Below are 24060 nucleotides of genomic sequence, written 5' to 3'. Positions count from 1 at the left end.
CCCGGGGTTCGGATCAGGCCGGCAGCGGGACGATCCGGCGGACCTTGCCGCCGGTGGTTCGTTCCGGGAGTTCGGTGGCCCGGTCCAGCGCGACCCCGGTGACGCCGTGCTCGGCGAGCACCCGGTCCAGCCCGTCCCGGACCGCGCACCAGACCTCGTCGGGGTCGGCGCCGGGGTGCGGCTGCAGCCGGACCCGCAGCACGGTCGGCGCGGTCTGGATGACCTGGTAGCGGTCCAGTCCGGGGATGCGGTCGAGCAGCGTACCGAAGAGCATCGGGGACAATTCCGCGGCCGCTCGAACGCCCGGGAAGGCCAGCAGGTCGGCCGCCCGGCCCTGCACCCGGACGGCCGGGAGCGGATTGCCGCACGGGCACGGATCCGGCCGCAGCACGACGCTGTCGCCGAGGTCGTACCGCAGGAACGGCTGCACCCGGTTGGCCAGGTTGCTGATCAACACCGTGTGCGACGGTTCGCCCGGCGGCACCGGCCGGTGCTCGGCGTCGACCGGTTCGAGGACGGCCCAGTCGGCGTTGACGTGGTACCAGTGTTCGGAGCAGCCGGTGCTCAGGAAGTAGCACTCGGTGGACCCGTAGACGGACCGGATGCGTGCCCCGAACGCCCGCTCGATCCGGGCCCGGGCCTGGTCGGTCACGGTCTCGCCGCCGGGCAGCACCAGGACCGGATCGATCGCGAGCCGGCCCGCCTCCTGCTCCGCGGCGAGCATGATCATCGAGCTGAGGAAGCCGCCCAGCATGGCCGGCCGGTACGCGTTCAGCTCCGCGACCAGTTCCGGCAACGGCTGCTGGATCGAGAACATCCGCATCATCCCGGCCAGCCGCCGGTGCTCGCGCACCATGCGCGCCGTCGAGGCGTACGTGTAGAAGTGCCCGGGCGGCGCGGCCAGCAGGGCCGTCCGCCCGCCGCGGGCGAGCAGCCGCAGCACGCCACGAAGACCGAGGTCGGGGTTGGACCGGCGACCCAGGCCGAAGATCACCCGCGAGCTGTGGTCGTCCAGCACGAACAGCCCGCGCACCCCGCTGGTGCCCGATGTCGTCGCGACCAGATGGCCGGCGTCGGTGAACCGCTCGCCGGCGCGCGCCGGATCGGCGACGAACTCCTCCACCTTCGCCAGGGTCACCGCGCGGTCGGTCACCGCCTCGTCGAAGTTGGCCATCAGCAGCTTCTTGTCGGTGACCGGCAACAGGGTCGGATCGGTCACCCGGTCCGGCAGGTCCCGGTAGAGCTCCCGGTAGAACGGCGCGTTCGCCCGGGCGTACGCGACCGCGTCAGCCAGCCGTTCCCGTTGCCGGCGCTGGATGCCCTCCGGCCCTTCCCGCAACGCACGCCGGGCGTCCCGGGCCACGGCCCGCACGCTTCCCACCATGATCAACTTCTCCTTCGTCCGAATCGAGCCTTCATGCCGGATCCCCGTTCAACGACCTGTCGACACCGACCAGCCCGTGTACGACGACGTCGCGGGCCCGCAGCATCGCCTGCCAGCCCTGGTCCCGGGACTGGCCGGATCGGATGCTGACCAGCGCCGCCTGATACATCGCACCGAACAGGGCGCCGGTCATCGCGGCCGCGGTGATCTCGTCCAGTTCCGGGTACGCCTCCCGCAGCGCGTCGGCCTGCCGCTGCTGGAGATCTTGGATCAGCGCCGCCAGGGTGGCCTGCAGCGCGGGCGTCGTCATGATCAACTTGTTCAGCCGGGTCCGCTCGGTGCGGTCCCGCGGCGGCGCCAGGAAGGGCAGCACCCGGGCCTCGAAGTCGTCCAGGACCCGGCCCAGCAGTTCACCCGGACGCTCGCCCGGCCGCCGGTCCGCGATCACGCCGAGCAGCGCCTCGTCGTACAGTCCGGGCCGGTCGAAGATCACTTCGCCCTTGCTGCGGAAGTAGTTGAAGAAGGTCTTCGGGTCGACGTCCGCGGCGGCCGCGATCTGGGCCACCGTCGTGCTCTCGTACCCCTGATCCAGGAACAGCCGGACGGCGGCGTCGACGATCCGTTCCCTGGTCAGGCGCTTCTTCCGGTCCCGCCGCGTCTCCGGTTCCATTCGACCCCTTCAATCAAACTTCCACTCACTAGAATAATCAGTCGTCAGGACTTTGGGAACGGAAGGTGACCGAGATCTCTCCCGGGTCCGGAGACAGAGTTGGGCCGCCGCGCCCCGAAGTGCGCGACGGCCCAGGTCTTTCGGGAGCCCGCCGATCTGGCGGGCTCGTGATCAGGTGCCGACTTGATCAAGCCCCGTCTTGATCAAGTCCGATGGGTGATCAAGACGGGGCTTGATCACCCATCTTGATCAAGCGCAGGGCACCCAGTTGGTTCCCGGTGTGCTCAGCCGCTTGACGTAGTACGCGGACACCCAGGTCTTGTTGTCGAGCTGGTACCAGGTGTAGTTGCTGCCGATTCCGGCAGTCGACTTCACGTAGCAGACGACGGCGACTCGCTTGCCCGACGACAGGGTGCCGAGCTTCACGTCGTTGAAGTGCGGGCCCTGACGCATGTTGAGCGCCGCGGTGGTGCGGCCGTCTCCGTACTCGGTGTCGGCGGACGGGCAGTACTTCGGCGCCGAGCCGATGTTCGAGACGTAGCGCGCCGTCACCCAGCCCTTGCCGTTGCTCAGCTTGTACCAGAGCCGGTTGCCACCGACCGAGGTGCCGGGCACCTTACAGACGATGGAGATCGTCGTCCCCTTGGCGACGTTTCCGTTGTTGCTCGTGTGGGTCGACGGTGCCGACCTGATCGTGACTCCCCCGTTGGCGGTCACCTTCCCCTTGTACGTGGTCGCGGCCTCCGCCGATCCGGCCGTCAACGCCATCGTCGCGATTGCGACGCCACTCGCCAGTGCGAGGGCCGCAACGCGCCGGATCACCCCTGAAACCCGCATTGTTCCTCCTTGGTTTGGATTCCTCCCGTGCCTCGACTACGCCAGTGCGGCGGCAACGGTTGCACCAAGGACTCAGGAATCTTCGCTGACCAGGTGGCGCGGGGTGGCGAAGAACATCGAGGCCAGGCAGGCGAGCAGGATCACGCCGGCCGGCAGCAGCAGCGCGTCGGCCATCGCCGCGGCGAAGCCGGCCCGGAGCGGTTCCGGCAGCTGGGTCGCCGTTTCCGCCATCCCGCCGTGGCCGCCGGACAGCTGCGGCAGGTGTGCGACGAGCCGGCTCTGCATCAAAGCGGCGATGCCGGCCGAGCCGAGCACCGAACCGACCTGCCGGGTCGTGTTGTAGACCCCGGCGCCCGCGCCGGCCCGCTGGAGCGGCAGGTTCCGGGTCGCCGAGGTGCCGAGCGGCGACCACATGAACGAGCTGCCGAGACCGAGCAGCGTGATCGGCAGCAGCAGCTGCCACACCGGAGCACCCGGGGCCATCACCCGGCTCAGCCAGAACAGCGACACCGCGACGGTGAACGTACCGAAGCCGGCCAGGTAGCGCGGGTGCATCCGGTCGGTCAGCCGGCCGACGAACCGGGCCAGGATGATCGACATCACCGCCATCGGGCCCATCAGCAGCGCACTCTGGGTCGGGCTGTAACCGAGCACCGACTGGGTGTAGAGCATCAGCGGGAAGCCCATCGCCGTGACGGCGAACCCGACCGCGCCGATGCCGAGGTTGGCCAGCGAGAAGTTGCGATCGGCGAACAGGCCGAGCGGGACCAGCGGTTCCCCGGCCTGCTTCGCCTGCCAGAGCACGAAGGCGGCCAGCACCAGCACGCCGACGATGATCAACAACCAGACCGAGATCGGCCCGATGATCATGCCCCAGTGGTACGTCTGCCCCTCCTGGATCCCGAACACCAGGCAGAACATGCCGACCGCGCTGAGCACGACGCCGACCAGGTCGAACCGGTGCCGGTGGGTCTCCAGCCGCGGCACCAGCCGGCCGGCCAGCACGAAGCCGACCACGCCGACCGGGACGTTGACGAAGAAGATCCACTGCCAGCCGGGGCCGTCGATCAGCAGGCCGCCGGCGATCGGGCCGACCAGGGTGGCGATCCCGGCCACCGCTCCCCACAGGCTCATCGCCCGGCCGCGCTGATCGGCCGGGAAGATCCTGGTGATCACCGCCATCGTCTGCGGCGTCATCATCGAGGCGCCGAGCCCCTGCAGCACCCGGGCGATGATCAACTGCTCGATGGTCCCGGTCAGCCCGCACCACAGCGAAGCCAGCGTGAACACGACCAGACCGGCCTGATAGAGGTTCTTCGGCCCGAACCGGTCACCCAGCCGCCCGGTGATCAACAACGGCACGGCGTACGCGAGCAGGTAGGCGCTGGTCACCCACACCACCAGGTTCACGTCGGCGTCGAAGTGCCGCATGATCACCGGCGTCGCCACCGAGACGATGGTCGAGTCGACCAAGATCATGAAGAAGCCGAGCACCAGGGCCCAGAGCGCCCGCCACGGCTTCGCCTCCGGGTCGCCGGGAGTCACGGTCGGCGCAGGTCGTGTATCGGAAAGTCCGGCCATTCCAGATCCTTGGTCTCTATTGCGTAGGCGAGTCGGCGGATCCAGTCCAGCTCGGCTCGCTTGGTGTGCAGCAGGTAGTCCCAGGAGATCCGGTAGGCCTCCGGCACCGTGTCGCCGCCGGCTCCCTCCAGGGCGGCGGTGATCTCGGCCAGCTCAGCCTCGACCGCGGCGGCGTATTCGCGGAGGTGATCGATCACCTCTTCGCGCGGCAGGTTGTGCGCCTCGTCCAGGGCGACCAGGAACTGCGGATACTCGTTCACCGGCGCCCGGAGCAGATCGGCGACCCGGGCCTGCAGCCGCCGGGCCCCGGTCTCGGTCAGCGCGTACCGGGTCCGCTCCGGCCGGTTGCCGGACCGGTCGACACCGACCGGCTTGATCAACTCGTCCTCGGCCAGCCGCTCCACCGTGTGGTACAGCGATCCCGGCCGCACCTTGACCAGGCGGTCCTCGCCGCGGGAGATCAGCAGTTGGTAGAGCTCGTACGGGTGCATCTCGCGCTCGGCCAGCAGCGCCAGCAGCATCACGGCCAGCGGCGTCAGCTGCCTGCTCATGTCACCTCGATATCCCGTACCAAATATTCCACACGGAATATATGCGCTCGATCGCCGGTGATCAAACCCGCCTGCCGTGTCACATCGACGGCCGGGGTTTCGTCAGGTCGAGGGAGAGCACGACGATGGGAGAAGACGATGGAGCCGGTGAACGCGGAGATCGAAGCCCTGCTGGAGGAGCGCGGCCGGGCGGCGTGGGACAAGGACCTGGACGGGCTGATGGCCTTCTTCACGCCCGACGTCGTCTACTTCGACGTCGTGCCGCCGCTGCGCTACGTCGGCGCGGCCGCGCTGCGGGACCGGTTCGCCGACTGGTTCGGCCGTTGGCAGGGCCCGATCGGGCAGCAGCTCCACGAGCTGGAGATCCTCGCGGACGGCGGCGTCGCCGCCGCGCACATGCTGGTCCGGGCCAGCGGGACGCTGCTGAACGGCCGCGAGGTCGACTACTTCGTACGGGTCAGCGACATCCTGCGCCGTTCACCCGAAGGCTGGCGGATCGCCCACGAACACGTCTCGATCCCGGTCGACCTCGCCACCGGAACCGTCGCGCTGGACCTGCGGCCCTGACGTCGTTCCTCGGCCCGTCGATGTGCGGCTGTCCGATTCCGCGCGGCCGGTTCGTAGAGGGGGCAAGCGGACCGATGACGGTCCAGACCCGAGGAGTATCACGATGAACGAGCAGGCCGAGCGAGCGACCAGGCCCCTCCGATTCGGCGTCGTCGCCCCGATCACGTCCGACCTGGCGACCTGGCGAGACCGCGTCCGCCTTATTGCCGACAGCGGCTACTCGACCCTGTTGATGCCCGACGTACCCACCTGGCAGCCGTCGCTCGGTCCCACGCTGGCCACCGCGGCCGCGCTGACGGACCTGCGGATCGGCTCCTGGGTCTACGCTGCCGCGCTGCACCAGCCGCCGGAGGTGGCGTGGGAGGCCCACTCGCTCTCCGTACTCACCGAGGGCCGCTTCGAGATGGGACTCGGCGCGGGCCGGCCCGGGATCGAGGTCGAGCTGGGACGACCGGCCGTCTCGCCGGCGGAACGTCGCGCCCGGATGCGCGAGACAGTGGCCGCCTTGCGGACCTTCGACGGCCCGGACCTGCACACCCCGGTCGTCCTGGCGGTCAGCGGACCGAAGTCGCAGGCGCTGGCGCTCGAGGTCGCCGACGCGGTCACCTTCGTCCTTCCCGCGGACGACGATCGGGCCGAGACCACGCGGAGCGTACGAGAGTTCGGTTCGCACCGGGACCTCGAACTCGCCCAGCACGTCGCGGCGATCGGCGACCGCGTCGCACCGTTCATGGCGCCGCCGGACCTCGACACGGCGGCACTCCGCGCGGCGGACTCGCTCGTCATCCTGCCGAGTGACCCCTCGGCGGCGGCCGAGGAAATTCAACGGCGACGCGAGGAGATCGGCTTCTCCTACTTCGTCATCGGCGCCGACTTCGCCGAAACGCTCGCGCCGGTCGTCGCCCAACTGGCCGGGCAGTAGGCGATCCCGACGGGTCCTGAGCGATCGATCGCCCAGGACCGGCCCCTCCCAGCGCCGTCATCCGTAGGCTGAGCCGCATGCGATGGCGCCGGGCGACGGTCGATGATCTTGCCGATGTGCACCGGATCCTGACGGCCGACGCGGGCGGCCCGCCCGGCCCGGCCGAGGACCTGCTGCCGCTGCTCCGCGAATGGCACGTCGAACTCGGCACGGGCGATACCGGTCCGGATGCCGTGGTGGCGTTTCTGCGGCCACCGCCGGAGCACGGCCGCGGCTACGGCGCTTGGTGGCCGAAACCCTCCGATCCGGCACTGGCGAAGCTGATCGACCTCGCGCGGCGGTACGGGGTGTCGGTGCTGCAGGTGACGCTCGACGATGATCGCCCGGACGCCCGGGAACGCTGCCTCGCCCACGGGTTCGATGCGGCGTTCCCGCTCTGGTCCATGGCCCACGACGGCGCCACCTGGCCGAGCACGAGAACGCTGCCCGTACCTCTGCGACTGGTGTCCTGGGACGAGCTCGCGCCGGGCGCCTTCCAACGCGCCTACGAGGCCGCGTACGCCGACCAGCGCATCGTCGAACCGCACAGCGCCGAGACCTGGGCCGGCATCCTGGCTCACGGAGCCCTGCACCGCGACGTCACCGCGATCGCGCTGGACCCGGACGATCAGGTGGCCGGCTTCGTCCTCGCCTTCGGCCTCGACACCAACGCCGACCTCGGCCCGATCGGCACCGTCCCGGCCTGGCGACGCCGCGGCATCTCCGACGCCCTGCTGGCCCTTGCGCTAGACCGCTGTCGCGAGAACTCGCTCGCGCCGATCACGCTGACCGTTGACGGCGCCAGTCCGACCGGCGCCCAGAACCTCTACCTGCGGGCCGGCTTCGTCGTCGAACGATCCCACCACGCCTACCAATTCCGCTTCGACGGTCAGTGAGCGTGGTCGCCGCGGTAGAACTCGTAGACCAGGCCGGTGCAGGTGACGATCCCGACGCCGAAGCCCAGCAGCATCAGCCACCAGCCGAACACCGGGCCGAGCACGATCAGCACCAGGGTCAGCGCCACGTACAGCGGCCAGATGCTCGACGGCGGGAAGAAGCCCAGCTCGCCCGCACCCTCGGCGATCTCGCCGTCCTTCTTGTCCTCCGGCCGCTGCTCCATCCGGCGCGCGATCAGGCCGAGGTAGCCGGTGATCATCAGCGTCAGGAAGAAGCAGAGGGTGAGCGCGGCGGTGCCGGTCGGGTCACCGCTCATCAGGTAGTAGATCGGGGTGACGATCAACAGGAAGATCGCCAGGATCGCGAAGATCCACGCCTCGGCCTTCATCAGCGTTCCTTCCCATCCTCGTCGACCCGCTGCTCCAGGACCTCGACCCGGCCCTCGTCCTCACCGTCGTCGGTTCCGGCCTTCAGCAGGCGGCCGTCGTCGGCGGCGTTGTCCTCGTACTCCTCCAGAGCCAGCTCCGGATGGTGCAGGTCGAAGGCCGGCGACTCGGAACGGATCCGCGGCAGCGAGACGAAGTTGTGCCGCGGAGGCGGGGAGGAGGTCGCCCACTCGAGCGACCGGCCCCAGCCCCACGGATCGTCCACGCCGACCAGCGGTGCCCGCCGGGTCTTCCAGACGTTGTAGAGGAACGGCAGGATCGAGGCGCCGAGCAGGAAGGCACCGGCCGACGAGACCTGGTTGAGGATCGTGAAGCCCTCGGTCGGCAGGTAGTCGGCGTAGCGCCGCGGCATGCCCTCGGCACCCAACCAGTGCTGCACCAGGAACGTCGTGTGGAAGCCGATGAACAGCAGCCAGAAGTGGATCTTGCCCAGCGTCTCGTCGAGCATCCGGCCGGTGAACTTCGGCCACCAGTAATAGAAGCCGGCGAACATCGCGAACACCACGGTGCCGAACACCACGTAGTGGAAGTGCGCCACCACGAAGTACGAGTCGGACAACTGGAAGTCCAGCGGCGGGCTGGCCAGGATGATGCCGGTCAGGCCGCCGAACAGGAACGTGGTCAGGAAGCCGATCGCCCACAGCATGGGGGTGTCGAAACTGACACTGCCGCCCCACATCGTGCCGATCCAGTTGAAGAACTTCATCCCGGTCGGCACCGCGATCAGGAACGTCATGAACGAGAAGAACGGTAGGTTCACCGCTCCGGTGACGAACATGTGGTGCGCCCAGACCGCGATCGACAGTGCGGCGATCGACAGCGTCGCGATCACCAGGCCGACGTAGCCGAAGACGGGCTTGCGGCTGAACACCGGCAGGATCTCGGTGATGATGCCGAAGAACGGCAACGCGATGATGTAGACCTCGGGGTGCCCGAAGAACCAGAACAGGTGCTGCCACAGCATCGGACCGCCGGTGGCCGGGTCGAAGACCAGCGAGCCGAGCGTACGGTCCGACTCCAGCAGCAGCAGCGCCGCGGCCAGGATCGGGAACGCGATCAGCACCAGGATCGACGTGACCAGGATGTTCCAGCAGAAGATCGGCAGCCGGAACATGGTCATGCCCGGGGCCCGCATGCACAAGATCGTCGTGATGAAGTTCACCGCGCCGAGGATGGTGCCGAGGCCGGCCAGGTAGAGGCCCATGATCCAGAGGTCGCCGCCGACGCCCGGGGAGTTGATCGCGTCACTCAACGGGGCGTAGGCGAACCAGCCGAAGCTGGCCGCGCCGCCCGGAGTGAGGAAGCCGGACACGGTGATCAGGCCGCCGAACAGATACAGCCAGTACGACAGCATGTTCAGCCGCGGGAACGCGACGTCCGGCGAACCGATCTGCAGCGGCATGATCGCGTTCGCGAAGCCGGCGAACAGCGGCGTCGCGAACAGCAGCAGCATGATCGTGCCGTGCATGGTGAAGAACTGGTTGAACGTCTCGTGGGAGACGTACTGCAGGCCGGGGAACGCGAGCTCCGCCCGGATCGCCAGCGCCAGCAGCCCGGCGAAGCCGAAGAACACCATCGAGGTGATGAAGTACAGATTGCCGATCACCTTGTGATCGGTCGTGGTCAGCCAGGACCACGAGATCGTGCCGAGCCGGCGTCGTGCCGGCGTGATCTCGGCGTCGACGGTCCGTTCCGCCGTCGTCATCGCGCGCCTCCTGCTTCCGGAATGGCCGGGCCGTTCTTGTTGGCCGACTCGTTGCCCAGGGCCTCGCCGATGTTGCCGCGCTCGGCCAGTCCCTTCAGGTACGCGTTGTACTCGGCCTCACTGACCACGTGCACGTTGAAGATCATCGCCGAGTGGTACGTGCCGCAGAGCTCGGCGCACTTGCCGGCGTAGACACCCTCCCGCGTCGGCGTCACGTCGAAGCTGCTCGTCCGGCCCGGGATCACGTCGCGCTTGAACGCGAAGGACGGGATCCAGAACGAGTGGATGACGTCCGGCGAGCTCAGCTCGAACCGGACCGACTGACCGACCGGCAGGTAGAGGTCCGGCGAGTGGTTGACCGTACCGGCCTCCCACACGTTCTCGCCCACCGCCGGGTTGTCGGCCTCGTTGTAGTTGAAGGTCCAGGACCACTTCTGGCCGACGACCTTGACCACGTGGTCCGGCTTCTGCACCGGTGCCAGCACCTGATCCTGGGCCAGCACCGTGTAGTAGAAGAGCACGCCGATCACCACGAACGGGGCGATCGAGTAGAAGATCTCCATCGGCAGGTTGTAGCGCTTCTGCTTCGGAGCATCGGCGTTGCGCCGGCGGTACCGGACCGCCGCATAGAGGATCAGACCCCAGACGCCGACACCGACCACGGCGGCCGCGATCCAGGTGCCGATCCACAGGTCGTGCATCACCGGGGCGCGATCACTCGCCATCACCGGGTAGCCGAGCCGGGCCAGGTCCTCGACACTCTCGCAGCCGGTCAGCGCCACGACGCCGAGAGCGGAGAGCGCCAGCACCGCACGCCGAGCGACTGCCCCGGGACGTCCTACCGGGGCTGACCTGTTGCCAGTGCCACGCACATCGCGCCCTTTCACTTCTACGCCAACTCCGTGTTCTTCGGCCGATCCGGGCCACCGGACAGAACCCGGCGGCGCCCTGGTGACACGTCACCAGTCGGACCTCACCCTAACGCAGATCCTCCGGCCCGAAGCGGCGGGGCGCGGGTGCGCTGCGCCACGGTTTCCGAGGGTAGGTTTACGCCCGTGACGGGACCGAATCCGACGGTCTTTCTGGACGCCTCGACGGCCGAGCCGCTGCTGCCGGAGGCCAGGCAGGCCTGGCTCGCCGCGCAGGACTCCGGCTGGGGCGATCCGCTGCGGCTGCACCGTCCCGGTCGGCTCGCCGCGCAGGCCCTGGACCGCGCTCGTGAACTGGTCGCCGAGGCGGTCGGGGCCCGGCCGGACGAGGTCGTCTTCACCGGCGCCGGACCGCAGACCGCGACCGCGGCGATCGACGGGCTGGCCCTCGGCCGGCGCCGGGTCGGCCGCACCATGATCACGTCGGCGATCGAGCATTCGGCCGTGCTCGCCGCGACCGGGAAGGCCGGCGAGGCGGTACAGGTCGGGGTGGACCCGACCGGCCGGATCGACCCGGACGCCTGGGCTGCGACGGTCGCCAGGCCCGGCGTCGCGGCTGCGGTGCTCCAGGTCGCCAATCACGAGGTCGGAACCCTGCAGCCGTACGCCGAGGCGGCCGAGGCCTGCCGGTCCGCCGAGGTGCCGTTGCTGTTGGACGCGACCGCGGCCCTGGGACGGATCGACCTGACCGAGGCCGGCCCGTGGTCGATCATGATCGGCTCCGCGGCCGCGTTCGGCGGGCCGGCGTCGGTCGGGTTCATGATCATCCGGCGCGGGGTCCGGTGGCGAGCCCCTTATCCCGTGGACGATTACCAGGACGGCCGCTGGCCCGGCCCGCCGGACGTGCCGGCGATCGTCGCCGCCGTCACGGCTCTGCGGAGCTGGCTGGACGACCCCGAGGCCGGAACGCGACAGCACGCCCTGATCGACCGGGTCCGGGCCGAGGTCGGCCACCGGATCAGCGACGTCGAGGTGGTCGGCGACCCGGTCCGCCGGGTCCCGCACCTGCTCACCTTCTCGGTGCTGTACGTCGACGGCGAGACGCTGACCCTGGAACTGGACCGGGCCGGGATCGCCGTAGCCAGTGGATCGGCCTGCAGCGCCTCGTCGGAGACCCCCTCCCACGTCCTCGCCGCAATGGGCGCACTCACCCACGGCAACGTACGGATCGGGCTGACCCGGTCCAGCACCGAAGCCGACGTCGACCGGCTGCTCAACGCGCTGCCGCCGATCGTCGACCAGGTCCGCGCCCGGCTCGGCGCACCATGATCGACAGGAGTCCGTGATCATGGAAGAACTCGACTGCCTCGGCCTGAAGTGTCCCCGGCCGATCATCGAACTGGCCCGCCGGATCGAGTCCCTGGCCGACGGCGACCAGATCTTGATCATGGCCGACGACCCGGCGGCCGGGCCCGATCTCGTCGCCTGGTGCCGGATGCGCGGCCACACCCTGGTCAGCAGCGACCCGCCCCGGTTCGTGATCATGAAGAACTCTTGATCATGAACCCGGATCGTCAGGCGACTCGCCGGGCGATCTCCGCGAGCGCCGGGGCAGCCGAGTCGGCCCGGATCACGATCTCGTCGCCGTCCGCGGCCGTCAGGCCGATGGCCCGCAACCCGGCCGGCCCGTCGACGAGTCGGAGCGACAGGAACTCGAAGGTCTCGGCGCCGACGTGGTCGACGAGTTCGGCCCGGTCGGCGCCGATCTCGAGCCAGGCGATCTTCGTGACCGGACGTTCGTGCTCCACCCGGGGCTGCGCCGCCTGATCGTCACGGAGGTAGAAGTTGGGCAGACCCCGGGCCCACGTCATGGCGGCGTTGCCCGGCGCCATGACGGTCGTGGTCGTCGTACCGTCGGGCCGGTTGGCCCCCGGGGCGGTGACCACCTCGCCGCCCAGCCGGTCGGCCACGGCCTGCAGCTCGGCCCGGCTGCGGACCCGCAGGTTCCAGGTCATCCAGTGGTCGCCGGCCGCCGTGACATCTTCGAACCAGCCCGCGAACATCCTGACGCCGGGGTCCAGCTCGGCCGGCCGTGCGATGACGGACTCGACGTTGATATACGCACCGCCGGGCAGCGGTACCACCCGGTGCGCCGTCGGCATCCCGGTCAGCCAGCCCCCTTCCGCGCTGCGCAGTCCCGTGGCCCGGCGCAGTCGCTCGGCGCCGTCGTACAGATGGGACACCCCGAGCGTCACGTGGTCCAGTTCATAGGCCGTCATGCGTGCTCCGATCGCTTAGGATTGAGTTGACAACAACTCTGATTTGTTTTCAAAGCTAAATCAGGAGGTGCGCCGTTTCAAGCGATCCGAGCTCCGTAAAACCCTTGACCGTGGACCGGAGCGTGCGGGATCTGATCTTGGTGATGCCGCGACTGATGGCCCGCGCCAAGCGGATGCCGATCCCGGAACAGCTCCAGGACTTCGCCCTGACCCCCCGTCACCTGTCCCTGCTCGCGCTGCTGCTGTTCGACGACGAAGCCACCGTCAAGGACCTCGCGGCCGGCCTCCAGGTCGCGTCGACCACGGTGAGCCTGGTGGTCGGCGACCTGAGCCGGAAGGGCATTCTGGAGCGCCGCGAGGACGAGCAGGACCGGCGGCGGACGATCGTCAGGATCGCCGACGAGCACCGATCCGCGGTCGAGGGCTGGCTGGCCGCCGGCGCCGACTCCTGGCGCAAGGTGCTGCAACCCCTGACCGCGCACGAACGGGGCGTGGTGGTCACCACGCTCCTTGCGTACGAGCGCGAGTCGATGACCGCCACGGGTCAGCAGGACTGACCGTTCGGCGGGCAGCGAGATGGATCAGATGATCATGAACGACAACGCGGGTCAGCGGGCCTCGGCGAGCAGGGCCTCGAGTTCGGCGGCCCGGCGGAGATCCTTCGGCCGGCCGACGGCCCGCCGCATCGCGATCAGATCCTCCGGCCGGAGATAGCCGACGGACCAGCCGTCCGGGCTCTCCAGTCGCAGCGCGCGGCCGAGGTAGTCCTCGACCTTCAACGAGCCCCAGGGCAGTGCCGGGGTGCAGGAGTCACCACTCGCGCCCGGCGCCTCGAAGACCACCTTGGGCAGCAGGAACGACTCCGGCCCGCAGGGCACCGGCCGCCCGTCGTCGTCGGCCAGTTCGGCGCCGGCCGTCGCGAACCCGGCCGCCATCGCCGGCGCGTGCCGCGGGTCGCCGTCCCAGAGCAGGTCAAGATCACCGGTCAGCTCGGCCGAGCCGTGCAGGATCCCGGCCACCTGGCCGATGATCACGACCCGTGCGCCGGCCCGGTGCAGCGAGGCCAGCAGCGGCCGCGGGTCGTAGCCGAGCGCGCCGTCGGTGGCCAGGGTGCCGACCACGTCGTCGGCGTCGTCATGGGTCCGACCGGTCGGTGTCCGGCCACGGACCGCCTCGGCCGTCCGGTGCACGGCCCGCTCGAGGAGTTGGTACGGCGTCATCGGTTCCCGTCCGCAGAAGCAACATCGCCGCCCGGATATCCCGGACGGCGATGCAGATGATGTCAGATCAGTGGAAGCTGTCGCCACAGGCGCAGGAGCCGGTGGCGTTCGGGTTGTCGATGGTGAAGCCCTGCTTCTCGATGGTGTCGACGAAGTCGATCGTGGCGCCCATCAGGTACGGGGCGCTCATCCGGTCGGTCACCACGCTGACGCCTTCGTACGACTTCAGAACGTCGCCGTCCAGCTGCCGCTCGTCGAAGAAGAGCTGGTAGCGCAGTCCCGAGCAGCCACCCGGCTGCACCGCGATCCGCAGCGCCAGGTCGTCGCGACCCTCGCCCTCCAGCAACGCCTTCACCTTGCTCGCGGCCTCTTGGGTCAGCACCACGCCGTCGGTGGTCGGGGCCTCGGTCAGCTGGTCGGTCGCCGCCATCTCTGTCTCCAAACGTCCTGGACGAATTACACCTACAACCGGGCCAACCCCCTGCTGGGCCAATGTATTCCCCGGCCGTTTCAGTGTAGTCACCAGCGCCAGGACCGGGCGACCCGGCGAACCACCGCGGACAACTCGTCCGGCTCGATCCCCTCGGTGACCGGGGCGTCGGCCGTCGAGGCCCGTACCGGATAGGCGGATTCGATGCCCAGCGCGCGCATCTCCCGGCCGCCGATCAACACCTCGCCGGCGATCACCACGGCCGGGCAGAGCGACCGTTCGGCCACCCGGGCCGCGGCCGCGACCACCTCGCCGCCGCGCTCGGCGAAGTCGAACACGCCGCAACCGGTGACGACCAGGTCCAACCGCCGCTCCGGTACGGACTCACACGCCAGTTCGGGACCCGAGACCAGGCGCCCGCCGAGCGCCAGGACGGCGAGCGCGACGCCACCGCCGGCCCCGGCACCGGCCTGGTCCGCGACACCGAGCAGACCGGCCCAGCGCTCCAGCGTGGCGTCGGTGCGCAGCAACCGCTCCGGATCGACCGCGCTGCCGCGCCGGACCGAGGTGATCCCACGCAGCCCGAGCAGTTGCTGCCCGGCCTGGTCGGCCGGGATGACGCCGATCACCTCGGCGTCGCCGACCAACTCCCGGACCCGGTCGAGCGTGACGGCGCCGACACCGTCCAGCCCGGCCACGCCGCCGTCCAGCGGCACGTCGGCCGTCGCACCGAGCCCGGCCAGCAGCCCCGCTCCCCCGTCGTGGGCGAGCGCCCCGGCGGCACAGTCGATCACCAGCCGCTTCGGCCGGGGCTGCGCGCGCAGGGCGGTCGCGGTCACCTCGCCCAGCGCCAGCGTGCTGGCCTGGTACGGAATTCCTTGATCATCAGCGGTGGCCGCGACCTCGAGCCCGGCCACCACCGCGTCCTCCCCGGCCGCCCACCAGGCGGGGACCGAGCCGGCCATCCCGGTGATCAACTCGGCGCCGATCAGGTCCGCATAGGCGCGGCCGAACCCCGCCCCGGCACCACCGGCCGGCACCACCACCGCCCCCGGCCAGCCCTCGGCGAGCACCCGCCCGGCCTGCGCCGACGTGAGCATCCCGATCCGGTCCGTGATCACCAGCACCTGCATGCGCCGATGCTGTCACGACCGACCCGGGCCGCAACGGCGGGGAGCCCCGACCCGGGTCCGTACGTGGGCTGGGAGCTGGACAGGATTCCGCCGGCATCCGCGTCCGACGTCAGGAACCCGAACGGCCCGGTGATCTTCATCTCGCCCACGGTTCCCGGCTCTGGGACGGCGCATCCGCGGAGTTATGGTGTGCGAATGGCGATCACCAGCCCGCTCCCGCTTTTCGTCCTGGGCAGCGGCACCGATCCGGACACCGAACGTGGCGTCGAATGCCCCGGCGAGTTGCCGCCCGCGTCCGACCCGGACCTGGTCGAACGGGCCCGCCGGGCCAAGGAGGCCTTGGGCGACCGGGTGTTCATCCTCGGCCACCACTACCAGCGGGACGAGGTGATCCAGTTCGCCGACGTCACGGGCGACTCGTTCAAGCTGGCCCGTGATGCCGCGGCACGGCCCGAGGCGGAATACATCGTGTTCTGCGGCGTGCACTTCATGGCCGAGTCGGCCGACATCCTGACCGGGCCGGACCAGCGGGTGATCCTGCCGGACCTGGCGGCGGGCTGCTCGATGGCGGACATGGCCCGGCTGGCCCAGGTCGAGGATGCCTGGGACGTGCTCGCCGACGCCGGCGTCGCGGAGTCGACCGTGCCAGTCACGTACATGAACTCCTCGGCCGACATCAAGTCGTTCTGCGGCCGCAACGGCGGCGTGGTCTGCACCTCGTCCAACGCCAAGCGGGTGCTCGAGTGGGCGTACGAGCAGGGCGAGAAGGTGCTCTTCCTGCCGGATCAGCACCTGGGCCGCAACACGGCCGTCCTGCAGCTCGGGTACGAACTCGACGACTGCGTCGTCTACGACCCGCACCAGCCGAACGGCGGGCTCACCCAGCAGCAGCTCCGCGACGCGAAGATGATCTTGTGGCGCGGCCACTGCTCGGTGCACGGCCGGTTCACCCCGGAGGCGGTCGACGACGCGCGGGTCAGGATCCCGGGCGTCCAGGTGCTGGTGCATCCGGAGTGCCAGCACGAGGTGGTCCTGAAGTCCGACCTGATCGGCTCGACCGAGTTCATCATCAAGACGATCGAGGCGGCCGAACCGGGCAGCAAGTGGGTGATCGGCACCGAGCTCAACCTGGTTCAGCGCCTGGCCCGGGCCCATCCGGAGCTGGAGATCTCGTTCCTGGAGCGCAACGTCTGCTACTGCGCCACGATGAACCGGATCGACCTGCCGCACCTGGTGCAGTCGCTGGAGAACCTGGTCGAGGGCCGGGTGGTCAACCAGATCGAGGTGGACGCCGACACCGAGCGGTACGCCAAGCAGGCACTGCAGCGGATGCTGGACCTGCCGGGCGATTCCGCCCAGGACTGACCCGGACCGTGCCCGGTTCCGGGCCGGCATGACATCGAGCGGGCACCAACCCGTGGGCGTACGACGCTGTCGCCCGAGGTCGGTACCCGCTCGATGGGGTTCGTGAGGCTCGCGCCGAGGTCAGCCGCGGCGCCGGAGGACGGCGATCAGGATCACGGCCGCGCCCACGGCGGCGGTGGCGCCGACCAGGACGGCCCGCCGCATCGGTGACCAGTCGTCCGCCTCGTTCTCGGTCCGGGCGGTGGCCGCAGCCGTCATCGCCTCGTCCGGCTCGGGACCGTTCAGCCAGTCCTCGACCTCGTCCTGCGGTTCGCCGAACATCGCGTCCTCGACGGCCTGTTCGTCCGGTTCGAGTACGCCGTCCACGTCGAGCGGGTCCTCGCTCGGCGGTCGCCGCTCGTCGTACAGATCGTCCGGATCCCAGTCATTCAGCATCGTGTGAACCCCCTCAACCCCTGTAGTCACTGTCACGTTCGGCGAGCCCGCGGAGTTCCGGAAAGGCGGTGTGGTCAGGGGCGGCGCCTCGGCTCAGCCGGAAACCAGCGGGATCACGGCGCGGTGGCCGGCCGCCGAATCGCCACTGCCGCCGCTACCGCTGCCGCTGCCGCCGGTGGCGTGACCGGTGAGCAGTTGGATCCGGATCCGGATCAGGTCACCGCCGGCGGCCGGACCGAACCAGGTCCGCAGGCCAAGATCGGCGAGCGACTCCAGCTCGGCCGTACCCGCCACCCGGAGGGCCTCGCCGACCGCGACCACCGACCAGCCGACCGCCGTCTCGGGATCGACGGCATCGGCCTCGAACGCCACCACACTGCGATGGAGGGCCGCGGCCAGGCGACCGCCGTCGTCGGCCCGGAAGACGATGTCGTCGCCACGGACCCGGTGGTTCACCACGGCGATCGCCGGCAGCGCCTGATCGGTGTAGACGACCCGGCCGACGGGGGTCGACGCCAGCAGCCGGCGACAGTGCGCCTCGGACAGACCGTCCACGCGTCCCCCTTCGACCATGCCCTTGATCATGAACCGGTGTGCCGCGACGACCCAGGGCCGAAAGGCCCGAGCCGTACGGCGACCGACCCGGGGCGACGCCCCGGGGTGGAACCATGGAGCCGGGCCGGCGCAAGCCCCCACCAACGACGGGCTGCAGCACTCCCTGACACCCGACGCCCGGGGGTCACCCTGTCGTCACACCCCGTGTCGCCGGACCCCCTCCGACGATTCGACAGTGCGCCGCTCGCTCGCCCGGCCCGTTGGCGTCGACCCGGCTCCAGGGACCACTGTCAACCGGGCCGAGAGCGACCCGCCATGGCCGTTCGGCCCACCGGCTCGGGACGTTCGGACCTAGTGGCGCGTCGCCCAAGTAAGTTAACGCTTGGCGACGCCCAGGCACGCACCTCGCGGCGTTCTCCTCAGGCGATATATGACCCGATATGTCTTCCTCGTCGGCCTGGCGATGCACGCACCTGGACGCCGCCAAACGTCAACCTACTTGGGCGACACACCACTAGCGTCGTGCGTCGATCCCGGCGTCCCGTCCCATCGGGCCGGACACGAAAAAGGCCCGCCGCCGGACCACGGTGGGTCCGGCGGCGGGCGTGACGCTGGAAGGCTCGCGCCGGTTACTGCTGCGGCGGGTGCTGACCCGGATCGCCGGAGTACCCGGTCTGCCCCGGATCGCCCCCGTAGCCGCCCTGGCCCGGGTCACCCGCGTACCCGGTCTGGCCCGGATCGCCGACGTAGCCGGTCTGGTCCGCCGGCCCGGCGGCACGCGCCGGCTGCTCCGGCGCGTTCTGGGGCGGAGCCGCCAGCTGCTCGGAGATGTTCTGCAGCCAGCCCTCCCACCGCTGCTGCATCGGACGGATCAGGCCACCGCCGACGCCGACGATGATCACGCCGCCGATGGTGCCGAGGACCGTGATCAACACCGGCGTGGTCACCGTGGTCGCGACGCCGAGCTGGTTCACGGCCGCGATGGCGCCGAGCGCGATCACGAGGCCGTACACCAGATTGGCCAGCAGATTGGCGAACGAGCGCCCGCTGAGCACGGAGAGCACCAGGTCCTTCAGGACCTTGGCCACGGCCGCCGCGATGACGACCAGGATGATCGCGACGATCACCCTGGGCAGGAACGTGATGATCGTGGTCAGCAGTTGCTCGACCGGGTTCGGCCCGAATGCGCTGAACGCGAACTGCAACGCGATCAACAACACGAAGTAGTAGACGATCTTGACGATCAATCCACCGACGTCGATATTCGCTCGTGCAACGAACTGCTTCAGGCCGGCCTTCTCCAGCAGATTGCCGAAGCCGATCTTGGACAGCAGCAACTCGACCAGTTTGGACAGGCCCTTCGCGATGAGCCAACCAATCAGAAGAATGATCAAGAAGCCGAGCAACCGTGGCACGAAAGTGACCACAGCAGAAAGTCCGTCCCCGAGGGCACGGCTGAGTGCGTCGATCATCGATTTCTCCCTTCACCTGCGACCGGGGATGGTTCGACGAAAGGTTGGCGCGCCACACTCGCGAATGAACCATCCCCGAGTCGGCCGACAATAATCGATATAGAGGAACTGTGATCAGATTTCGGTTCCTGACATTGCCGCGTTAGCGATATTCTGTCAAGTGTCGCGGCCGCCGTTGATCATGGCGATTCGGGATACGACCTTGGTGCGCTGACGCCCGGAGGCTTGACCGAGTGCGATCTCATGGGCGTCCAATCGGTCCCATTCGGCCAGCGTCGTGAAGTCGATCTTCTTCACCCGGAGCAGTTCGATGATCGCCTCCGGAGCCGGCGCATCGGGCTCCGGCAGCACCTCGAGATCGGCCAGCAGCGCACCGACGGTCTCCGCCGCGTCGGATTTCGTGTGGCCGATCAGGCCGACCGGACCGCGTCTCACCCAGCCGGTCGCGTAGAGCCCCGGAACCGCCAGCTGATCAAGATCGACGACCCGCCCGGCCGTGCCCGGGACGACTCCCCCGGCGTCGTCGAACGGCACGTCCGGCAGTGCCGTCGACCGGTAGCCGATCGCCCGATACACCGCCTGCACGGGCCAATCCCGATGATCACCGGTGAAGTTGATCATGCCGTCCGGACCGGGCTCGGTGCGCTCGGTACGGAGCCCCTCGACCCACCCGCCACCCAGCACCGCGACCGGCGCCGACCGGAAGTGCAGATGGATCCGTCGCGGTGCTCCGGTGGGCTCGCGGCCGACCCAGTCGAGCAGGGTACGGAGCACCGTCCGCCGCTGCCGGCTCCGCCCGATCGAGGCCTCCTCTTCCGCCGTGACCTCCGCGCCGACCGGGTCGACGATCACGTCGACGCTCGGCGACTCGGCCAGTTCGCGCAGCTCCAGCGGGGTGAACTTCGCGTCCGCCGGACCGCGGCGGGCGAACAGGTGAACGTCCCGAACCGCGTTTCCGGCCAGGCCGCGGGCCACGTTGTCGGGGATCTCGGTGGCCGCCTGCTCGGCGACCGGCTTGGCCAGCATCCGGGCCACGTCCAGGGCGACGTTGCCGGCGCCGAGCACGGCGACCGACCGCGCGGTCAGCGGCCAGTCCCGCGGTACGTCCGGGTGGCCGTTGTACCAGGCGACGAAGTCGGCGCCGCCGTAGCTGCCGGGGAGGTCGATCCCGGGAATCGGCAGCGGCCGATCCGCCGCCGCCCCGGTCGCGACGACGATCGCGTGGTAGCACTGCCGCAGCTCGGCCAGCTTCAGGTCGCTGCCGTACTCGACGTTGCCGAAGAACCGGATCCCCGGACCCGCCAGCGCCGCCCGGAGCGCGACCACGACCTCCTTGATCCGCTGGTGATCGGGCGCGGTGCCGTACCGGACCAGCCCGTACGGGGTCGGCAGCCGATCGAACAGGTCCACCAGCACCCGTACGCCGTGTTCCGGACCCGCCGCCGCCAGGCCGGCCGCCGCATAGATCCCGGCCGGCCCCGCCCCCACGATCGCCACTCGCACCGTCCGCACCCGTACCTCCGAATTAGGAAACGTTCTTCTTGCGTAATCCTAGCGGGGTCGGTTGGGCGAACAACGTGAAACTGGCGCCCCACCAGAAACCTGGTGGAGCGCCAGTCACGATGGCCAAGCGGATCGATCAGCCGGGGATCAGGCCCTCTTCGGAGTCGTCCAGCAGCTGCCGTACCTCGTCGACGGTCGCGTCCGACGACGGCAGGATGAGGTCCGAGTCGTGCAGTTCGTCGGCCGGCAACTCGGAGCCGGAGCGCACCTTCTCCAGCAGCTCGTGCAGGGCCGTGGCCAGCCGGTCGGCGTCGTTCGCGGACACCGCCTGCTCGACCGCGTCGTCCAGGGCGTTCAGCTCGGCGAGCGCATCTTCGGCGAGGCGCCACTGGCCCTCACCGAGAATCCGGACGATCATCGCAGGTCGCCCTGGTTCGGCTGCTGCGGAGCGGGCTGGCCCAGCGACGGATCGGACGCGGCCGGCTGCTGCGGGGCTGCCTGCTGGGGAGCCGCGGCCGGCTGGCCCTCGATCGCCTGCGGCGCGCTGCCGCCGCCGATCGACGCCTTCATCTGGGCCAGTTCGCTCTCGACGTCGGAGGTCGAGGCGAGCTGCTCCAGCTCGAGCGTGATGTCGTCCTTCGCGGTGCCGGTCGGATCTTCCAGCGCACCGGAGGCCAGCAGCTCGTCGATCGCACCGGCGCGAGCCTGCATCTCCGCCGTCTTGTCCTCGGCCCGCTGGATCGCCATGCCGACGTCGCCCATCTCCTCGCTGATGCCGGAGAAGGCCTCGTTGATCCGGGTCTGCGCCTCAGCCGCCGAGTAGGTCGCCTTGATCGTCTCCTTGCGGGTCCGGAAGGAGTCGACCTTCGCCTGCAGCCGCTGGCTGGCGCGGGTCAGCTTCTCCTCTTCACCCTGCAGCTGTGCGTGCTGGGTCTGCAGGTCCGCCATCTGCTGCTGGATCCCGGACCGGCGGGTCAGCGCCTCGCGGGCCAGGTCCTCGCGGCCGACCTGCAGCGCCTTCTGCGCCTGCTGGGTCAGCTTGTCCGCCTGGGTGCTGAGACCGTTGGCCTGCAGCTCCACCCGCTTTCGGCTGGTCGCGACATCCGCCACGCCCCGGCGCACCTTTTGCAACAGCTCGAGCTGGCGCTGGTAGGAGTAGTCAAGGGTCTGACGCGGATCTTCCAACTTGTCCAAGGCCTTGTCGGTCTTGGCGCGAAAGATCAGCGAGATGCGCTGAAAGATGCCACTCATGACGAGAGCTGGTCCTTCCGATGGCGGATGTGCGGTCCACGGCTTGGCTGAGGTCGACTGAAACTGAGGTCAACCCTATGCCCGCCATGGTAACGAGCCCACCGTGCCGGGCCGAAGAGTTTGGGCATTTGGGTTGCATCCCTGAGAGAATCGGTGTCCTGGCAGGGCATGCGCCCTAGACCGAAGGACGCAGCCGACCTGACGAGCCGCGTCCGAAGAGAGATCGAGAAGCCGAGAGGGACCCGTGGCACTGTTCCGCCGCCGTACCGAAGCCGCTCCGGAGCCGGAGCAGTCGGAGCCGAACCCGTCGCCGGCCGGCGGGCCGGCCAAGAAGGACCGGCCGACGCCGACGCGCAAGGAGGCCGAGGCCGCCCGACGGCAACGCGTCGGCCGCAACCTGAACTCGAAGGAGGCCAAGCGGGAAGCCACCCGCAGGTCCCGCGAGGATCGGCTCCGGGCGATGAACGAGCGCGAGGCGACGCCGGAGAAGGTGCTGCTCCGCGACTACGTCGACTCCCGGTTCAACATCGGCGAGTTCGTCCTGCCGGCCCTGGTCGTGATCTTGGCCCTGACCTTCCTGAACACCGTGTTCCCGTTCGTCACCTACATCACCACCGTGTTGATGTACGTCTTCCTGCTGGTCGCCGTGATCGACGTGTTCCTGATGTGGCGCGGCTTCAAGAAGGTGCTGGCCGAACGGCTCCCGCGGGCGTCCACCCGGGGGCTGCTGATGTACGGCATGAACCGCTGCATCCAGATCCGGCGCTTCCGGATCCCGCCGCCCCGGGTCAAGCGCGGCGAAGGGTACTGACGCCGGTGCCGACAGCGTGAACGCGCTCTACCGGCAGCTGTACGAGAAGCTGCGGTCCGACATCGAAGAGCATCGGATCGCGGTCGGCGACCGGCTGCCGCCCGAGGCCGAGCTGGTCGAGACGCACCAGGTCAGCACGATCACGATCAAGCGCGCCCTCGACCTGCTTCGGACCGACGGGTTCATCGTCCGGCGGCCCCGGCTCGGCACGTTCGTGATCAGCGACGTGCAGACCGCCGGGTTCGCCGAACAGCCCGCCGGCGGTGCCCGTCCGCTGATCGGCTTCGTGATCACCAACTTCGACGACACCTTCGGCACCAAGATCATCGGCGGCGCCATGGACGAGGCGCAGGACCGGGCGGCGCTGGTGATCAACCGCACCCTGGGCGACCAGAGCGCCGAGGACCGGGTGATCCGGGCCCTGGTCGATTCCGGTGCCAAGGCGATCATCCTCGAACCGAGTTCGTCGGAGTTCGTACCGCCGGTGGTGCTGGAGTTGATCACCCGGTCGTTCCCGCTGGTGATCATCGACCGGCTGCTGGACGGCGTACCGGTGTCCACCGTCGCCTCGGACAACGTTGCCGGGGCCAGGCAGGCGACCGAGCACCTCATCAAGCTCGGGCATCGGCGGATCGGCCTGATCACCAGCGCCGGCCCGGTGTCCACCCTGGACGAGCGACGGCAGGGTTTCCTGCTGGCCAACGCGACCGCCAGCGTCGACCACGACGAGCGCAACGAGTTCCGCGGCGTCGAGTCGACCCGGCCGTTCTCCAGCACGCCCATCGAGGACGACCTCGACGCCCTGACCGAGTTCGTCGCGGCGCGACGCGACCTGACCGGCTTCGTCGTGTCCGAGTTCAACATCGCCCTGATGCTGCGCGAGGCCTGCCGCCGGCTCGATCTGGAGATCCCGCGGCACCGCTCCGTCGTCTGCTTCGACCACCCGGACCTGTTCTTCGACCGGGCCGCCTTTCGGTTCACCCACGTCCGGCAGGATCAGGACGCCCTCGGCCGCCGTTGCGTCGAGCAGGCGCTGGCCCAGCTGGACGACCCCGGCGCGATCGGCAAGCACACCCTGCCGACCACCCTGGTCCCCGGCGATTCAACCCGGAAGCTGCGGACCCGGAAGCCGGCCTGA

At 69.5% G+C, this 24060-nt stretch carries 27 protein-coding genes; 9 read left to right on the top strand and 18 right to left on the bottom strand.

The window, feature by feature from the left end; genetic code table 11:
* Positions 1-13 precede the first annotated feature (13 nt).
* From ACFQU4_RS30920 to ACFQU4_RS30900, 5 genes are all read right to left on the bottom strand, one after another.
* The gene (locus ACFQU4_RS30920) at positions 14-1384 is read right to left on the bottom strand and encodes a phenylacetate--CoA ligase family protein (RefSeq protein ID WP_377499585.1); all 1371 of its coding nucleotides are present in this window, start codon (positions 1382-1384) and stop codon (positions 14-16) included.
* A 31-nt stretch (positions 1385-1415) separates the two neighbouring features.
* A complete protein-coding gene (locus ACFQU4_RS30915; RefSeq protein WP_377499583.1) occupies positions 1416-2054 on the bottom strand; it encodes a TetR/AcrR family transcriptional regulator in 639 nt (212 codons plus the stop codon).
* Between the two features lie 249 nt (positions 2055-2303).
* Positions 2304-2822: an SH3 domain-containing protein gene (locus ACFQU4_RS30910; RefSeq protein WP_377499581.1), complete on the bottom strand. Its 519-nt coding sequence runs from the start codon at positions 2820-2822 to the stop codon at positions 2304-2306.
* Positions 2823-2963: 141 nt separating this feature from the next.
* Positions 2964-4472: a DHA2 family efflux MFS transporter permease subunit gene (locus tag ACFQU4_RS30905; protein ID WP_377499579.1), complete on the bottom strand. Its 1509-nt coding sequence runs from the start codon at positions 4470-4472 to the stop codon at positions 2964-2966.
* Positions 4433-5023, bottom strand: a complete 591-nt coding sequence (locus ACFQU4_RS30900; protein WP_377499577.1) for a PadR family transcriptional regulator — start codon at positions 5021-5023, stop codon at positions 4433-4435. Before ACFQU4_RS30900 ends, ACFQU4_RS30905 begins: the two co-directional genes overlap by 40 nt.
* Positions 5024-5161: 138 nt before the next feature.
* Between ACFQU4_RS30900 and ACFQU4_RS30895 the strand changes: the two genes are divergently transcribed.
* The 3 genes from ACFQU4_RS30895 to ACFQU4_RS30885 all read left to right on the top strand — a co-directional run bounded on the left by ACFQU4_RS30895 (position 5162) and on the right by ACFQU4_RS30885 (position 7447).
* A complete protein-coding gene (locus tag ACFQU4_RS30895; RefSeq protein ID WP_377499575.1) occupies positions 5162-5590 on the top strand; it encodes a YybH family protein in 429 nt (142 codons plus the stop codon).
* Positions 5591-5693: 103 nt separating this feature from the next.
* On the top strand, positions 5694-6512 hold the full coding sequence (locus ACFQU4_RS30890) for an LLM class flavin-dependent oxidoreductase (RefSeq protein ID WP_377499573.1): 819 nt from the start codon (positions 5694-5696) through the stop codon (positions 6510-6512).
* Positions 6513-6589: 77 nt separating this feature from the next.
* Positions 6590-7447: a GNAT family N-acetyltransferase gene (locus tag ACFQU4_RS30885; RefSeq protein ID WP_377499571.1), complete on the top strand. Its 858-nt coding sequence runs from the start codon at positions 6590-6592 to the stop codon at positions 7445-7447.
* On the opposite strand, the gene ACFQU4_RS30880 is transcribed toward ACFQU4_RS30885, so the two are convergent.
* The 3 genes from ACFQU4_RS30880 to coxB are packed head-to-tail and all read right to left on the bottom strand — an operon-like array spanning position 7441 to position 10408.
* On the bottom strand, positions 7441-7836 hold the full coding sequence (locus tag ACFQU4_RS30880) for a cytochrome c oxidase subunit 4 (protein WP_377499569.1): 396 nt from the start codon (positions 7834-7836) through the stop codon (positions 7441-7443). The genes ACFQU4_RS30885 and ACFQU4_RS30880 overlap by 7 nt on opposite strands.
* Entirely contained in the window at positions 7836-9599 is a 1764-nt protein-coding gene (ctaD, locus tag ACFQU4_RS30875) for a cytochrome c oxidase subunit I (RefSeq protein ID WP_377499567.1), read from the bottom strand. Before ctaD ends, ACFQU4_RS30880 begins: the two co-directional genes overlap by 1 nt.
* Positions 9596-10408, bottom strand: coding sequence for a cytochrome c oxidase subunit II (gene coxB, locus ACFQU4_RS30870; RefSeq protein ID WP_377499565.1), 813 nt, complete (start codon positions 10406-10408; stop codon positions 9596-9598). The genes ctaD and coxB overlap by 4 nt, the downstream gene beginning before the upstream one ends.
* 246 nt (positions 10409-10654) lie before the next feature.
* Here coxB and ACFQU4_RS30865 point away from each other — a divergent pair, with 246 nt between their 5' ends.
* Both ACFQU4_RS30865 and ACFQU4_RS30860 read left to right on the top strand, forming a co-directional pair.
* Positions 10655-11797, top strand: coding sequence for a cysteine desulfurase family protein (locus tag ACFQU4_RS30865; RefSeq protein ID WP_377499563.1), 1143 nt, complete (start codon positions 10655-10657; stop codon positions 11795-11797).
* 19 nt (positions 11798-11816) lie between these two features.
* Complete coding sequence (locus ACFQU4_RS30860) at positions 11817-12026, top strand: sulfurtransferase TusA family protein (RefSeq protein ID WP_377499700.1); 210 nt, start codon at positions 11817-11819, stop codon at positions 12024-12026.
* 16 nt (positions 12027-12042) lie between these two features.
* On the opposite strand, the gene ACFQU4_RS30855 is transcribed toward ACFQU4_RS30860, so the two are convergent.
* Positions 12043-12747 (bottom strand): VOC family protein, encoded by a 705-nt coding sequence (locus tag ACFQU4_RS30855; RefSeq protein ID WP_377499561.1) that lies wholly within the window; start codon positions 12745-12747, stop codon positions 12043-12045.
* A 110-nt stretch (positions 12748-12857) separates the two neighbouring features.
* On the opposite strand from ACFQU4_RS30855, the gene ACFQU4_RS30850 reads away from it, so the two are divergent.
* On the top strand, positions 12858-13304 hold the full coding sequence (locus tag ACFQU4_RS30850) for a MarR family transcriptional regulator (RefSeq protein ID WP_377499559.1): 447 nt from the start codon (positions 12858-12860) through the stop codon (positions 13302-13304).
* 51 nt (positions 13305-13355) lie between these two features.
* On the opposite strand, the gene ACFQU4_RS30845 is transcribed toward ACFQU4_RS30850, so the two are convergent.
* The 3 genes from ACFQU4_RS30845 to ACFQU4_RS30835 form a co-directional block, all read right to left on the bottom strand.
* Positions 13356-13967, bottom strand: a complete 612-nt coding sequence (locus tag ACFQU4_RS30845) for a hypothetical protein (RefSeq protein ID WP_377499557.1) — start codon at positions 13965-13967, stop codon at positions 13356-13358.
* 67 nt (positions 13968-14034) lie between these two features.
* Entirely contained in the window at positions 14035-14397 is a 363-nt protein-coding gene (locus ACFQU4_RS30840; protein WP_377499555.1) for a HesB/IscA family protein, read from the bottom strand.
* Between the two features lie 89 nt (positions 14398-14486).
* Positions 14487-15530 (bottom strand): glycerate kinase, encoded by a 1044-nt coding sequence (locus tag ACFQU4_RS30835; RefSeq protein WP_377499553.1) that lies wholly within the window; start codon positions 15528-15530, stop codon positions 14487-14489.
* A 195-nt stretch (positions 15531-15725) separates the two neighbouring features.
* Between ACFQU4_RS30835 and nadA the strand changes: the two genes are divergently transcribed.
* A complete protein-coding gene (gene nadA / locus ACFQU4_RS30830; protein ID WP_377499551.1) occupies positions 15726-16895 on the top strand; it encodes a quinolinate synthase NadA in 1170 nt (389 codons plus the stop codon).
* A 120-nt stretch (positions 16896-17015) separates the two neighbouring features.
* On the opposite strand, the gene ACFQU4_RS30825 is transcribed toward nadA, so the two are convergent.
* From ACFQU4_RS30825 to ACFQU4_RS30800, 6 genes are all read right to left on the bottom strand, one after another.
* A complete protein-coding gene (locus ACFQU4_RS30825; RefSeq protein WP_377499549.1) occupies positions 17016-17330 on the bottom strand; it encodes a hypothetical protein in 315 nt (104 codons plus the stop codon).
* A 93-nt stretch (positions 17331-17423) separates the two neighbouring features.
* Positions 17424-17915 (bottom strand): pyridoxamine 5'-phosphate oxidase family protein, encoded by a 492-nt coding sequence (locus ACFQU4_RS30820; RefSeq protein ID WP_377499547.1) that lies wholly within the window; start codon positions 17913-17915, stop codon positions 17424-17426.
* Positions 17916-18514: 599 nt separating this feature from the next.
* Entirely contained in the window at positions 18515-19357 is an 843-nt protein-coding gene (locus ACFQU4_RS30815) for a hypothetical protein (RefSeq protein ID WP_377499545.1), read from the bottom strand.
* Positions 19358-19513: 156 nt separating this feature from the next.
* Complete coding sequence (locus ACFQU4_RS30810; RefSeq protein ID WP_377499543.1) at positions 19514-20869, bottom strand: FAD-dependent oxidoreductase; 1356 nt, start codon at positions 20867-20869, stop codon at positions 19514-19516.
* A 127-nt stretch (positions 20870-20996) separates the two neighbouring features.
* Positions 20997-21278 (bottom strand): hypothetical protein, encoded by a 282-nt coding sequence (locus ACFQU4_RS30805; protein ID WP_377499540.1) that lies wholly within the window; start codon positions 21276-21278, stop codon positions 20997-20999.
* Positions 21275-22111: a PspA/IM30 family protein gene (locus ACFQU4_RS30800; protein ID WP_377499538.1), complete on the bottom strand. Its 837-nt coding sequence runs from the start codon at positions 22109-22111 to the stop codon at positions 21275-21277. Before ACFQU4_RS30800 ends, ACFQU4_RS30805 begins: the two co-directional genes overlap by 4 nt.
* Positions 22112-22355: 244 nt before the next feature.
* On the opposite strand from ACFQU4_RS30800, the gene ACFQU4_RS30795 reads away from it, so the two are divergent.
* Positions 22356-22922, top strand: coding sequence for a DUF3043 domain-containing protein (locus tag ACFQU4_RS30795; protein ID WP_377499536.1), 567 nt, complete (start codon positions 22356-22358; stop codon positions 22920-22922).
* A gap of 16 nt (positions 22923-22938) precedes the next feature.
* A complete protein-coding gene (locus ACFQU4_RS30790; protein WP_377499534.1) occupies positions 22939-24060 on the top strand; it encodes a GntR family transcriptional regulator in 1122 nt (373 codons plus the stop codon).

It is taken from the genome of Microlunatus sp. GCM10028923 (assembly GCF_042666975.1).
Taxonomy (GTDB): Bacteria; Actinomycetota; Actinomycetes; order Propionibacteriales; family Propionibacteriaceae; genus Microlunatus.
This window is presented reverse-complemented; position numbering and strand designations above follow the sequence as displayed.

Bases quoted from the DNA above. Each gene is read 5' to 3' on its own strand.
- ACFQU4_RS30920 (WP_377499585.1), bottom strand. From the start codon at position 1,384: ATGGTGGGAAGCGTGCGGGCCGTGGCCCGGGACGCCCGGCGTGCGTTG.
- ACFQU4_RS30915 (WP_377499583.1), bottom strand. From the start codon at position 2,054: ATGGAACCGGAGACGCGGCGGGACCGGAAGAAGCGCCTGACCAGGGAA.
- ACFQU4_RS30910 (WP_377499581.1), bottom strand. From the start codon at position 2,822: ATGGCGTTGACGGCCGGATCGGCGGAGGCCGCGACCACGTACAAGGGG.
- ACFQU4_RS30905 (WP_377499579.1), bottom strand. From the start codon at position 4,472: ATGGCCGGACTTTCCGATACACGACCTGCGCCGACCGTGACTCCCGGC.
- ACFQU4_RS30900 (WP_377499577.1), bottom strand. From the start codon at position 5,023: ATGAGCAGGCAGCTGACGCCGCTGGCCGTGATGCTGCTGGCGCTGCTG.
- ACFQU4_RS30895 (WP_377499575.1), top strand. From the start codon at position 5,162: ATGGAGCCGGTGAACGCGGAGATCGAAGCCCTGCTGGAGGAGCGCGGC.
- ACFQU4_RS30890 (WP_377499573.1), top strand. From the start codon at position 5,694: ATGAACGAGCAGGCCGAGCGAGCGACCAGGCCCCTCCGATTCGGCGTC.
- ACFQU4_RS30885 (WP_377499571.1), top strand. From the start codon at position 6,590: ATGCGATGGCGCCGGGCGACGGTCGATGATCTTGCCGATGTGCACCGG.
- ACFQU4_RS30880 (WP_377499569.1), bottom strand. From the start codon at position 7,836: ATGAAGGCCGAGGCGTGGATCTTCGCGATCCTGGCGATCTTCCTGTTG.
- ctaD (WP_377499567.1), bottom strand. From the start codon at position 9,599: ATGACGACGGCGGAACGGACCGTCGACGCCGAGATCACGCCGGCACGA.
- ACFQU4_RS30860 (WP_377499700.1), top strand. From the start codon at position 11,817: ATGGAAGAACTCGACTGCCTCGGCCTGAAGTGTCCCCGGCCGATCATC.
- ACFQU4_RS30855 (WP_377499561.1), bottom strand. From the start codon at position 12,747: ATGACGGCCTATGAACTGGACCACGTGACGCTCGGGGTGTCCCATCTG.
- ACFQU4_RS30845 (WP_377499557.1), bottom strand. From the start codon at position 13,967: ATGACGCCGTACCAACTCCTCGAGCGGGCCGTGCACCGGACGGCCGAG.
- ACFQU4_RS30840 (WP_377499555.1), bottom strand. From the start codon at position 14,397: ATGGCGGCGACCGACCAGCTGACCGAGGCCCCGACCACCGACGGCGTG.
- ACFQU4_RS30835 (WP_377499553.1), bottom strand. From the start codon at position 15,530: ATGCAGGTGCTGGTGATCACGGACCGGATCGGGATGCTCACGTCGGCG.
- nadA (WP_377499551.1), top strand. From the start codon at position 15,726: ATGGCGATCACCAGCCCGCTCCCGCTTTTCGTCCTGGGCAGCGGCACC.
- ACFQU4_RS30825 (WP_377499549.1), bottom strand. From the start codon at position 17,330: ATGCTGAATGACTGGGATCCGGACGATCTGTACGACGAGCGGCGACCG.
- ACFQU4_RS30820 (WP_377499547.1), bottom strand. From the start codon at position 17,915: ATGATCAAGGGCATGGTCGAAGGGGGACGCGTGGACGGTCTGTCCGAG.
- ACFQU4_RS30815 (WP_377499545.1), bottom strand. From the start codon at position 19,357: ATGATCGACGCACTCAGCCGTGCCCTCGGGGACGGACTTTCTGCTGTG.
- ACFQU4_RS30805 (WP_377499540.1), bottom strand. From the start codon at position 21,278: ATGATCGTCCGGATTCTCGGTGAGGGCCAGTGGCGCCTCGCCGAAGAT.
- ACFQU4_RS30800 (WP_377499538.1), bottom strand. From the start codon at position 22,111: ATGAGTGGCATCTTTCAGCGCATCTCGCTGATCTTTCGCGCCAAGACC.